The organism is Trebonia sp. (assembly GCF_049794275.1).
Lineage (GTDB): Bacteria > Actinomycetota > Actinomycetes > Streptosporangiales > Streptosporangiaceae > Trebonia.
This window is the reverse complement of sequence record NZ_JBARCR010000440.1, coordinates 1-10,689: the sequence shown is the minus strand read 5'-3', so window position 1 is coordinate 10,689 and position 10,689 is coordinate 1. Positions and strand designations below refer to the sequence as shown.

General features: G+C 70.6%; 15 protein-coding genes and 1 pseudogene. 8 read left to right on the top strand and 8 right to left on the bottom strand.

Features of this window, described 5'->3' with window-relative positions:
- The coding region (locus tag WA805_RS12170; protein ID WP_425242381.1) for an SRPBCC family protein at positions 1-256 on the bottom strand (256 nt) is incomplete at its 3' end.
- 180 nt (positions 257-436) lie between these two features.
- On the opposite strand from WA805_RS12170, the gene WA805_RS12165 reads away from it, so the two are divergent.
- The gene (locus tag WA805_RS12165) at positions 437-691 is read left to right on the top strand and encodes a hypothetical protein (RefSeq protein WP_422276846.1); all 255 of its coding nucleotides are present in this window, start codon (positions 437-439) and stop codon (positions 689-691) included.
- Between the two features lie 108 nt (positions 692-799).
- Here WA805_RS12165 and WA805_RS12160 read toward each other — a convergent pair whose 3' ends face one another.
- On the bottom strand, positions 800-1,204 hold the full coding sequence (locus tag WA805_RS12160) for a VOC family protein (RefSeq protein ID WP_422276844.1): 405 nt from the start codon (positions 1,202-1,204) through the stop codon (positions 800-802).
- Between the two features lie 46 nt (positions 1,205-1,250).
- Between WA805_RS12160 and WA805_RS12155 the strand changes: the two genes are divergently transcribed.
- From WA805_RS12155 to WA805_RS12145, 3 genes are read left to right on the top strand one after another with little or no spacing between them, the layout of a single operon-like run.
- Positions 1,251-1,658: a nuclear transport factor 2 family protein gene (locus WA805_RS12155; RefSeq protein ID WP_422287514.1), complete on the top strand. Its 408-nt coding sequence runs from the start codon at positions 1,251-1,253 to the stop codon at positions 1,656-1,658.
- A 52-nt stretch (positions 1,659-1,710) separates the two neighbouring features.
- Positions 1,711-2,916 carry a DNA glycosylase AlkZ-like family protein gene (locus WA805_RS12150; RefSeq protein ID WP_425242380.1) on the top strand — a complete coding sequence of 402 codons (1,206 nt, stop codon included), beginning with the start codon at positions 1,711-1,713 and terminating at the stop codon, positions 2,914-2,916.
- Between the two features lie 19 nt (positions 2,917-2,935).
- The gene (locus WA805_RS12145) at positions 2,936-3,454 is read left to right on the top strand and encodes an OsmC family protein (RefSeq protein WP_422277211.1); all 519 of its coding nucleotides are present in this window, start codon (positions 2,936-2,938) and stop codon (positions 3,452-3,454) included.
- Here the strand turns inward: WA805_RS12145 and WA805_RS12140 are convergent.
- Positions 3,451-4,488 carry an aldo/keto reductase gene (locus tag WA805_RS12140; RefSeq protein ID WP_424560660.1) on the bottom strand — a complete coding sequence of 346 codons (1,038 nt, stop codon included), beginning with the start codon at positions 4,486-4,488 and terminating at the stop codon, positions 3,451-3,453. The two genes, WA805_RS12145 and WA805_RS12140, sit on opposite strands and share 4 nt — an antisense overlap.
- 138 nt (positions 4,489-4,626) lie before the next feature.
- Between WA805_RS12140 and WA805_RS12135 the strand changes: the two genes are divergently transcribed.
- Positions 4,627-4,797, top strand: a complete 171-nt coding sequence (locus tag WA805_RS12135) for a hypothetical protein (RefSeq protein WP_422282297.1) — start codon at positions 4,627-4,629, stop codon at positions 4,795-4,797.
- Here WA805_RS12135 and WA805_RS12130 read toward each other — a convergent pair.
- A complete protein-coding gene (locus tag WA805_RS12130; protein WP_422323932.1) occupies positions 4,758-5,579 on the bottom strand; it encodes an MBL fold metallo-hydrolase in 822 nt (273 codons plus the stop codon). The genes WA805_RS12135 and WA805_RS12130 overlap by 40 nt on opposite strands.
- A gap of 102 nt (positions 5,580-5,681) precedes the next feature.
- Here WA805_RS12130 and WA805_RS12125 point away from each other — a divergent pair, with 102 nt between their 5' ends.
- Positions 5,682-6,605, top strand: a complete 924-nt coding sequence (locus WA805_RS12125; RefSeq protein ID WP_425242379.1) for an NADP-dependent oxidoreductase — start codon at positions 5,682-5,684, stop codon at positions 6,603-6,605.
- Positions 6,606-6,614: 9 nt separating this feature from the next.
- On the opposite strand, the gene WA805_RS12120 is transcribed toward WA805_RS12125, so the two are convergent.
- From WA805_RS12120 to glpK, 3 genes are all read right to left on the bottom strand, one after another.
- Entirely contained in the window at positions 6,615-7,172 is a 558-nt protein-coding gene (locus WA805_RS12120; protein ID WP_422339204.1) for a hypothetical protein, read from the bottom strand.
- 68 nt (positions 7,173-7,240) lie between these two features.
- Positions 7,241-8,146 carry an SMP-30/gluconolactonase/LRE family protein gene (locus WA805_RS12115; RefSeq protein ID WP_424561630.1) on the bottom strand — a complete coding sequence of 302 codons (906 nt, stop codon included), beginning with the start codon at positions 8,144-8,146 and terminating at the stop codon, positions 7,241-7,243.
- A gap of 26 nt (positions 8,147-8,172) precedes the next feature.
- Positions 8,173-9,684, bottom strand: coding sequence for a glycerol kinase GlpK (gene glpK / locus WA805_RS12110; RefSeq protein WP_422282287.1), 1,512 nt, complete (start codon positions 9,682-9,684; stop codon positions 8,173-8,175).
- Positions 9,685-9,824: 140 nt separating this feature from the next.
- On the opposite strand from glpK, the gene WA805_RS12105 reads away from it, so the two are divergent.
- On the top strand, positions 9,825-10,082 hold the full coding sequence (locus WA805_RS12105) for a hypothetical protein (protein WP_422285251.1): 258 nt from the start codon (positions 9,825-9,827) through the stop codon (positions 10,080-10,082).
- A gap of 41 nt (positions 10,083-10,123) precedes the next feature.
- Here WA805_RS12105 and WA805_RS12100 read toward each other — a convergent pair.
- A pseudogene (locus WA805_RS12100) lies at positions 10,124-10,270 on the bottom strand (TetR family transcriptional regulator); the annotation flags it as partial.
- 51 nt (positions 10,271-10,321) lie between these two features.
- Here WA805_RS12100 and WA805_RS12095 point away from each other — a divergent pair.
- On the top strand, positions 10,322-10,689 hold a 368-nt coding region (locus tag WA805_RS12095; RefSeq protein WP_425242378.1), incomplete at its 3' end, for an MFS transporter.

Genomic DNA, 10,689 nt, shown 5'->3' with positions numbered 1-10,689 from the left:
CGCCGCGGAACAAGCCCAGTGGCATGCCCCCGCTGAACCGCAGGCGAGCCGGGGGGTCGAACAACGTCACCTTGACCGGGAACGCGCGACCGGGAGCCGCCTGCGACCGGATCTTCAGTGTCTCGCCCATCGCGATCCGGCCCTCGACCGCGTCAACGCCCGAATCCCACTTCGGCCAGCTCGCCCCGTCGATGAGCATGGCCCATACCGCCGCCGCGGTGGCGGCAATCGTCGACCTCGCCTCGTAATACCGCATTTTCCGCGCCCCCGATCAATGGTAACAGCCAGGTTACCGTAACATAGGAGTTACCGACGTGCAACGTCGGCGCACCCGGGGCCCGGCTCGCGGCGGCACCAGGATCGCGCCAGGGTGACCGCCGCGGTGGCACACTGGGATCAGAGTCTGGTTATGGCGTCCCGGCCGCAGGAGGCACACATGACAACCCCGCCGGATTTCGGAGGCCGCGAGATCGAGGAGGGCCTGTTTGAGGATCTGGGCGGCACGCGGGAGGAATACGCCCAGGAACACACCCAGCAACACATAGACGAGGGCGGCTTGGAGGTAGACGACAACGAGGCGCACGCCCCGGGCATGGTCTGCGTGCATTGCGGCGCGGTCATCACGGCCGGCCAGGATGTGCGGCGCCGGCTCGACGGCCAATGGGTCCACGAACTCTGCCCCATTGTGTAGCAGGGCAGACCCCGGCCACCGTCGGCGTGGCGTTTCCGCGGAAGCGCTTTGTGCAGATTTTCACAAGCCGTTTCCGCGGAAACGTGCTCTTCTACCGCATAGCGGTCGTCATCTCGGCGGTGAGGCCGATCGCGGGTCACGGCGGAGAGGGTGACCGGCGGGAACCTCGACCAGGACGATCCGGATGCCGTCGGGATCCTCGATCCACATCTCGATCAGTCCCCAGGGCTCGGTCACGGGTTCCCTGATGACCGGGACTCCGGCCGCGGCCAGCCGGGCATGCTCCTCGCGGACATCCCGTACCTGGATCCAGATCATCACCGAGCGCCCCGCAGCGCCAGCCGCGTGCCCGGAGACCTCAAGCGATCCCTGGCCGAGGAAGAACACCACCCCAGGATGGTCGGGAGGGCCGAACTCCCGGTAGACGGCCAGACCCAGCACGTCGCGGTAGAAGCGGAGGCTGCGGTCCAGGTCGCTGGGGCGGACGAGGATCCGGCTGCTCAGAACGTCCACGCCCCTAGGCTGGAATAACCAGCCGCACACCGCAAGGGAGATCCTCATGTCAGACGAGGCCAGCGCCGCGGAAGGGCCGGGCGTGCTCGCCGGACGAGTCAGGTCCGCGCTGGAGTCCGGCGATCTTGATGCCATCAGGGATCTGCTCGACCCCGATGCGCGCTGGGGTGCGCCAGAGGGTCCCGGCGATGACGACTGCCGCAACCGCGACGAGGTCATCGCGTGGTGGGCCGGCGCGCGAGCCGCCGGCGTACGAGCGATGGTCACCGAGGTCACCGTCGGCACCGGGACGCTTCTTGTGGGACTTGAAGTCACTGGCACGCCGGCTGCCCGCGAGGCAGGCGGAGCGGCCGGGCGCTGGCAGGTCCTCACCGTGAAGGGCGATCGCATCGCTGACATCCGCGGCTTCGACGACCGGGCGATAGCCGCCGCCCGGGCCGGGGTGCCTGCCTGAAGCGGGCTGTGGCTGGTGGCCGGGCCTGGCTCGCACGGTTAGTGTCGTCCAGGTGAAGGCAACTGCTGAGGCGGCGCGTCGCTTTCTCGTAGCGCGGCACTTCCTCGCGCCGGCGCGGTCTCTCGCGGGAGGCCTCGAAGCGGTGCTGCAGGTCTTCCGCGCCTTCGGGTCGATCCAGTTCGACCCGATCGCGGTCGCCGGCCGGAACCACGACCTCGTGCTGCACGCGCGCGTCGCCGCCTACGAGCCCGCCTGGTGCGACGCGCTGTACGAACGCCGTGAGATCTTCGAGGCGACCAACAAGGCGCTGTCGTTCGTCCCGGCGAGCGAGTTCCCGTGGTTCCGTCATGCCATGGGCCGCAAGGGGCCCCGGTTCCACGGCGCGGCCCTCGCTGAGAACGCCGCGGTGGCAGAGCATGTGCTCGAACGGATCCGCGCGGAAGGACCGCTGTCCGCACGCGACTTCGAGCGCGAAACTGGCCCCACGAAAGACTGGTTCGGGATGCCGGAGAACGCCGTGCGCGCGGTGCTCGAGGCATACACCGTCACGGGCGTGATCGGTCTCGCGCGGCGGGACGGCAACCTCCGGTACTACGACCTCCTCGAACGGCTGCTCCCGGCAGAGGTGCTCATGCGCGAGGTGCCGGAGCGAGAGCAGCTCCGGCACAAGCTCCTGTCCCGCTACCGCGCCCACGGCCTGCTCGGCGCCGGCGGCGCCGGCGGTACGTTCGCACGCATCGCCCCGCCGCAGCAGCGCAACGAGCTGCGGAAGGAGCTGGTCGAGCTCGGCGCGCTCGTGCCCGTCGACATCGAGGGCGTGCGCGGCAAGCGCCTTGTCCTCGCCGAGGAGGTCGAGCTGCTGCAGGCTCCGCCGGAGCCGGCCTCCTCCGTCGCGTTCATCGCCCCGTTCGACTCGCTGCTGTGGGACACCGCCCTCCTTGCGAGCCTGTTTGCCTACGACTACGTCTGGGAAGGCTTTTTCCCGCCGGCCAGGCGCCGGTGGGGCTATTACGTGCTCCCGATCGTCTTCGGCGACCGCTTCGCCGGCCGGATTGAACCGCGGATCGACCGGGACCGGGCTCGCGTGGAGGTGCTCAACGTCTGGTGGGAGGACGGCTTCGCGCCGCGGCGCGCCGACGGGTTCGTCGAGGCGATGCGCGACGCGCTTCGCGCCTATCTGCGCTTCGCCGGCGCCGATTGCCTTGAGTGGGCCTCTCACCTCACCATGGAGGAGCGGCTCTTCCCCGCCCGCCCGTGACCGTTAAGGGAGTAGCAGCATGGACAGCGCAGAGCTTCGCGCCGTGCAGGAACCGCTCAAGGACAGCTATCGCCAGAACCCGGGCGAAGCGCTGATCACCTTGCGGGCGCACGGCCAGCTCGACGACCAGGCCATCGCGTGCTCGGTGGACACGGGCCGGCAGCTGGCCGTGGCGGGCCTGCACCCGGCCACCGGCGGAGACGGCACGCTGCTCTGTTCCGGTGACATGCTGCTGCAGGCGCTCGTGGCCTGCGCCGGGGTCACGCTGCGCGCCGTCGCCACCTCGCTGAAGATCAGCCTGGCCGGGGGAACCATCACCGCCGAGGGCGACCTGGACTTCCGCGGCACCATGGCCGTGAGCAAGGAGGCGCCGGTCGGGTTCAGCTCCATCCGCCTGACCTTCGACCTGGACGCCGATGCGACCGCCGAGGAACTCCAGACGCTGATCCGTCTCACCGAGCGCTACTGCGTCGTCTACCAGACCCTGGCTCGCCCGCCGGAGCTAACGATGACCGCCGGCCAGGCGCCGGGCAGCTAGTCGCGGTCAGCGGCGGCGCGTTCGGCGGCGGGCCGACGGCGGAGGTCCGGGCGCTGGAGGGCCGGTGGCAGGTAGGCGGACTGGTCGGGCGCGCCGACATCGGTGCCGGGCGGGACGATCTCGTCGATCGCGTCGAGGATGTCGTCGGTGAGCGTGACGTCGATGCCCGCGAGCAGGTCATCGAGCTGCTCCATCGTGCGCGGGCCGATGAGCGCGCTGGTCACGCCGGGGTGGGCGATCGCGAACGCCATCGCGAGGTGGGTCATCGGCAGCCCCGCCTTCTCGGCGAGCGAGACGATCTGCTCAACGGCGTCGAGCCGGGACTCGTCGGTGAAGCTGGTGAGCCTGGCGGCGCGGCGCAGGTCGGTCTGCTGGCCCTTGCGGATGCGGCCGGTGAGCATTCCCTTCGCGAGCGGACTCCACACCAGCACGCCCATCCCGTAGCGCTGGGCGACGGGCAGCACTTCGCGCTCGATGCCGCGGCTGAGGATCGAATAACTCGGCTGCTCGGTGCGGAACCGCTCCAGGCCACGCCGCTCGGCGGCCCACTGTGCTGCAACGATGTCTGAGGCGGGCATCGCGGAGCTCCCGATCTCGCGGACCTTGCCGGCGTGGACCAGGTCCGACAGCGCCGACAGGGTCTCCTCGATGCCGGTTCCCGGGTCGGGCCTGTGGACCTGGTACAGGTCGATGTAGTCGGTCTGCAGACGGCGCAGCGAGTTCTCGACCTCGGTCATGAGCCAGCGCCGGGAGGCGCCCCGCTGATTGGGGTCATCCCCCATCGGGAGACCTGCCTTGGTGGCGAGGACGACGTCGCCGCGGCGCCCCTTGAGCGCCTTCCCCACGATCTCCTCTGACTCGCCCTGGGAGTACACGTCGGCGGTGTCAACGAAGTTGATCCCCGCGTCCAGCGCCTTGCGGATGATGCGGATCGAGTCGTCGTGATCGGGATTGCCGCCGGCCCCGAACATCATCGCGCCGAGCGCGAAGGGGGTGACCTTGATGCCGGTCCTGCCGAGTGTGCGGTACCGCACGAGCTCCTCCTGAAATTGCGGCCGGGCTGTGGTGAGCGCTCGTCCGGTGCCCTACCCTAAGATCGAAACGGAACACTCTTCCGGAACTACATCGACTCCCTGCTTGAGGCGGCGAAGACGGTCTTCGGCACATCAGGCGTGGACGCGCCGGCGAAACAGATCGCCGACCTGGCCGCCAACTTGTGCGTGCCTGTGCCGGGCGAGGGAGTCGCCTACAGCCAGCGGATGGTGGCGCTGCTCATCGACGGGCTGCGCTACGGCGCCGGTGGTCAGTCCACCGCTACTTCGCCGCGCAGGAATTCGATGTAGCGGGCGGCGGAGCTTTCCAGGACGTCGTGCGCGCCCGTGTGCAGCGTGGGCTGCCACCAGCCGCCGTAGATACGGTCGAAGGGGTACCGGCGCACCGCGTCGACCACGGTGCGGACCGCCTTTTCCGGGAGCGGCAGCCGGTTCGGGGCGCTCCAGATGAAGGTGAGCCGCTCCTCCCCCGGCGTCACGCAGATCGTGTCGCCGGTGAACAGGGCGCCTGCGCCGTCGGCGCCGGCGGCCCAGTGCACGACCGCACTGCCGGGGAAGTGGCCGCCGCACTGAATGAGGGTGACGCCGGGCAGCACGTCCAGCGTCCCTGACCAGGTGCGCACGGCGGGGTCCGGGCGGGTCAGCCAGTGCGCGTCCGCCCGCGGCAGCAGGATGTCGGCGCCGAACGCGTGACTCCATTCGACCATCGACCCGTAGAAGTGCGGGTGGCTCGCCGTAACCGCCCGCAGGCCGCCGATGTCCGCGACGGCCTGGATCGACGACTCGTCGAGGAATCCTGGGGGGTCCCACAGCAGGTTCCCTTCGGCGGTCTGCACGACCAGCCCGCGCTGGCCGATCGCCACCTGTGGATCCGCGCCGACGCCCAGCAGGCCGGGCTCGACCTCACGGACGTCGCCGCGATGCCCCGCCGTGGCGAGCTCCGCCAGCGTCGTCCAGCGCTGACCCGACGACGGCACCCACTGCCGCTCGTCGGCGCAGATGACACACTTCCCCGGTGGCGAGCCGGTGTCGGGGTAGTGGTTCGCGCACGTGGCACACACCCATACAGCCATGCCGTCCACCCTACGACGGACGGACGGACGGTCACATTCCGCGCGCCCGGCGAGTCATACAGGTGACACCTCAAATCATTCGATGCGACAAGGGAGACTCCCATGAGAGCTGTCCGCAGCCACACGCCGGAGGGCTTCGAGGGCATCGAGAGCCTCGTCTACGAGGAGGCCCCGGATCCCCAGCCCGCGATCGGCGACGCGCTCGTCCAGGTGCGCGCCGCCAGCTTCACCCCGACCGAGCTGACCTGGCCGCTCAGGACCGACCGGGCCGGGCACGAGCGAGGACCGATCATCCCGGCCCACGAGGGATCAGGCGTCGTGGTCGCGCTCGGCTACGGCACCGCCGGCCTGTCGCCGGGCGACGAGGTCTACGGCCTGATCGACGGCTACCGCGACGGGTGGGCAGCCGAGTACGTGGCCATCGAGGCGCGCAGCCTCGCGCCCAAGCCGGCGACGGTCGATTTCGTCGAGGCCGCCGCGATCCCGCAGGCCGGGCTCACGTCGTGGCAGGCGCTGTTCGACCACGGCCACCTCGAGTCCGGCCAGACCGTGGTGATCCACGGCGCCGGCAGCGGGGTCGGAGCGGTGGGCGTGCAGCTGGCCCGCTGGGCCGGCGCCCACGTCATCGGAACGGGCCGGGCGAGCGCTCGCCAGCGCGCGCTCGACTTCGGCGCCGACGAATTCGTCGACCTGGAGCAGGACGGCTGGGAGAAGGCCGCCGGCCAGGCCGACCTGGTCTACGACGCGATCGGCGGCGACGTGCTCGCCAGGTCGCCGGCCATGGTCAAGCCCGGTGGCGCCGTGGTGTCTGTCATGGCGCCGCCGCAGACCGACCGGGACGACATCCGCACCGTTCACTTCGTCCGCGACGCGAACGGCGCCCAGCTCCGGGAGATCACCCGGCTCGTTGACGAGGGCATAGTGCGGCCGCAAGTCGGCGCGGTCTACCCGCTCGCGGAGGCACGCGAGGCCTTCATGGCCAAGTCGGCCCAGCACATTCCCGGCAAGGTCGTGCTGACGACCTGACACGGGACCTCAGAACTGGGACTTCAGTTCCTCGATCTCACGGGTCCTGGCGCGGAGCTGTTCGTACGCTGGGCGCTCCCTGATACGGGCGAGCGCCCAGCGGACGCCTTCCGCCCGGCTGGTCGCGATGCCCGCGGTGATCAGCATGTCCAGCGTCTCCAGGTCCTCGGCGGCGAGCCGGGCCATGACGGGAGTAAACCCTGGCGCGGGCCCTTCGCCGCCGCCGCGCGCATGCAGCAGCTGGATCAACGGGCCCTTGCGGTCCTCGGCTTGCGCGCCGCCCGCGATGAACTGGAGCATCACGGGGACCGGCAGCGTGTTCAGCTCCTTCCGCAGCTCGTGGAAGGCCTCGTGGTGCGCGGCGTGGAACTCTTCGAACACTCGCTTGCGCTCCTCCTCATCGTCCGGTGCCGCGACGACCACGCGGGCCAGCAGCCGCCCCGGCTCGACCTCCGGGTCATCACCGTGCTGGAGCACCTCGATGCGCTCGATCGGCGCGCCCGGCAGGAGCCTGCGTACTGCCTCGGCGAATTGCTGCCTGATGCGGTCAAGCTCTGTCTGTTCCATGACTACGCCTCCGGGAGTTTCGCATGTAATCAGCGTAACTCGCGTTTCGCGCGTAGTCGAGGACTGCTTCAGCTGGGGATGACGGCCTGCGTAGCCGAGGAGGGCAGGCCTACCGGGCCTGGGCGGAGCCTGAGCAGGCGGCCCGCGAGCGGCTCGGCCGCCCGCTGGGCCTCGGTGAGGTCCCGGTACGCCGTGGTCACGAACAGGTCGGCCATGCCGGGGCCGCCGAACGCGCAGCTCGTCGGCTGCGACACGGGCAGCGGGAGCACCGCGTCCTGGTGGCCGGCCGGGGTGAAGCGGCGGAGCGCCCCGCCGGCGAACATCGCCACCCAGACGTAACCGTCGGCGTCGACGGTCAGCCCGTCGGGGAAGCCGTCGGCACGGGACAGGTCGGCGAACACCCGGCCCCCGAACGCCTCGCCGGTCGCCTGGTCGTAGTCGAACATGTCGATCCGGCGCAGCGGCGAGTCGTTGTAGTACATGCGCGTGCCGTCCGGGCTCCAGCCAATCCCGTTGGAGACCGTCGCGCCCTTCACCACCGGGGTCAGCGTGCCGCCGGTGCCCAGCCGGTACAGCGTGCCGAGCGGCTCCTTCTCCTTGATGTCCATGGAGCCGACCCAGACCCGGCCCGCCGGGTCCACCGCGGCGTCGTTGAACCGGACTCCGTCACTGGCGGGCGCCTCGGCGATAGTTCGCCCGGCCCAGCCCTCCCCCGGCCGGGTGGCGCGCAGCGTCAGCCGGTGCCCGCCAGCCGTCACGATCCCGCCGCCGACCGCGGGGAACGCCGCGGACACCGGGTCTAGCTCAATCGTGATCGTCTCGCCAAGCTGGACGCGGGTCATGTGCAGCAGCCCGCGGGTAACGTCGACCCAGAGCAGGACCTCGTCTTCCGGCCGCCAGTAGGGTCCCTCGCCGAGCACCGCGGTCACGTCGCCGACTGGCTCGGCGGTAACCGGCATCCGAACGTCCACCACGGCAAACCGCCTTTCGACGCTCCTGCTTACCCAACGTCTACCCAGTCCAGGGTGCGGTTGATCGCTTTCTTCCAGCCGGCGTAGCCGGCCGCGCGGCGGTCTTCGGACCAGGTGGGCTCCCAGCGGCGGGATTCGTGCCAGTTGGCGCGCAGTTCCGCGGTGTCCCGCCAGAACCCGGCCGTCAGGCCGGCCGCGTAGGCCGCGCCGAGCGCGGTGGTCTCCGCGACCACCGGGCGGCTGACCGGGACGCCCAGGATGTCGGCCTGTAGCTGCATGCACAGGTCGTTGGCGGTAACCCCGCCGTCCACCTTCAGCACGTCGAGGGTGACGCCGGAGTCGGTGGCCATCGCGTCCACCACGTCCCTGCTCTGGTAGCAGATCGCCTCGAGCGTGGCCCTGGCCAGGTGCGCGTTGGTGTGGAACCTGGACAGCCCGACGATCGCGCCGCGGGCGTCGGCGCGCCAGTACGGCGCGAACAGCCCGGAGAACGCCGGCACGAAATACAGGCCCGCGGTGTCGTCGACCTGCCTGGCCAGGCCCTCGCTCTGCGCGGCGCCGCTGATGATGCCGAGCTGGTCGCGCAGCCACTGCACCGCCGCGCCGGTCACCGCGACCGAACCCTCAAGGCCGTACACCGGCGGCTGGGCGCCGAGCTGGTAGGCGACCGTGGTGAGCAGCCCGGACCCGGACTCGTGGATCGAGGCGCCGGTGTTGAGCACCAGGAAGTTGCCGGTGCCGTAGGTGTTCTTCGCCTCGCCGGGCGCGAAGCACACCTGGCCCATCGTGGCCGCCTGCTGGTCGCCGAGCACCCCGCCGATCGGCACCTCGCCGCCAACTGGGCCAAGAGGCGCCGTCACCCCGAAGTCAGAGGCGGACGGGACGATGCGCGGCAGCATCGCCCGAGGCACGCCGAACAGCGCGCACAGCTCGTCGTCCCAGTCCAGCGTGCGCAGGTTCATCAGCATCGTGCGGCTGGCGTTCGTCACGTCGGTCACGTGCACGCCGCCGGCGGTGCCGCCGGTCATGTTCCACAGCAGCCAGCAGTCGATGGTGCCGAACAGCGCCTCCCCGCGCTCCGCGTCGGCGCGGAGCCGGCCGTCGTTCTCCAGCAGCCACTGGAGCTTCCCCGCGGAGAAATACGTCGCGGGCGGCAGGCCGGCCTTGCGCCTGATCACCTCGCCGCCGCCGCTCTTCTCCAGCGCCGCGGCGATCCGGTCGGTCCTGGTGTCCTGCCAGACGATCGCGTTGGCGTACGGGACGCCGGTGCGGCGGTTCCACACCACGGTCGTCTCCCGCTGATTCGCGATGCCGAGCGCGGCCAGGTCGCGCGGCGCCAGGCCCGCCGCGTTCAGCGCGGCCGCGATCACGGTCCTGGTGCGCTCCCAGATCTCCACCGGGTTGTGCTCGACCCAGCCCGGCCTCGGCAGGATCTGCTGGTGCTCGAGCTGGTGCCTGCCGACCTCGTTGCCCCCGTGATCGAAGATCATGAACCGCGTGCTCGTGGTGCCCTGATCGACGGCACCGACGAAATCGGCCACTGGCATGTCCCTTCGGGAGGCGCCACGAGATCGTTCTGAATAATTCTTTCAATGTTCCCAGCGCGACGGCGAGCACCTCGCCTCGATCAGCCGGCGTCAACCTGCCGTCGCCGAGGTCGAGCGCGGCGAGCGTGGCCGCCTTGGCGACGGCCAGCGCCGCGTTGGCGCGGATGAGCGCGGCACGGTCCGGTTCGGGACCGGCGAGCGCGGCGATCGTCTGCGCGGTCATCTCGGCGGAGGACCGGGGCAGCTGCTGGTCGATCATCGCCAGCGCGGCCGGGTCGCGGTCGAAGATCGTAGCCAGGTCGCGGGAGTCGGCGGTGATGTCGATGATCGCGCCGAGCAGGTCCGCTGGTGCGGTCTCGCCGGAGTCGAGGCCGTCGAGCAGCCTGGTGTAGGCGGCGAGCGGCCTGGCCAGCAGGCCGCCGAGGATCGCCGCCTTGGACGGGAAGTGGTAGTACAGCGCCGCGGTCGTGGTGCCGAGCTCGCGGGCGATGTCCGCGATCGTCGTGCCGGTGTAGCCCTGCCGGGCGAACAGCTCGCCCGCGATGGCGAGGATCCGCTGCTTGGTGTCGGGCTGGGTCACGGCGTACAGTCTACTTGCTTATCGATTAGTAAGTGGGTTAGGCTCGCCGTCATGAGCGAGCTTACTAATCGATCAGTAGGTACCTCGTCGGCGGCGCCCGCGGGCGGCGCGGAGTTCCGCTGGACGCGGCGGCACGTGCTGACGCTCGCCGTGCTGTGCCTGGCGGCGCTGCTGGACACCATCGACGTGACCGTGGTCAACGTCGCGATGCCCGCGATCAGGGACTCGCTGCACTTCTCCGAGGGCGGGCTGGCCTGGATGGTGGACGCGTACATGGTGCCGTTCGGCGGGTTCCTGCTGCTCGGCGGGCGCACCGGGGACCTGCTCGGCCGGCGGCGGGTGCTGGTCGCCGGGACCGCGGTGTTCGTGGCGGCGTCGCTGGGGTCCGCGCTGGCGCCGTCGGCCGGCGTCATGATCGC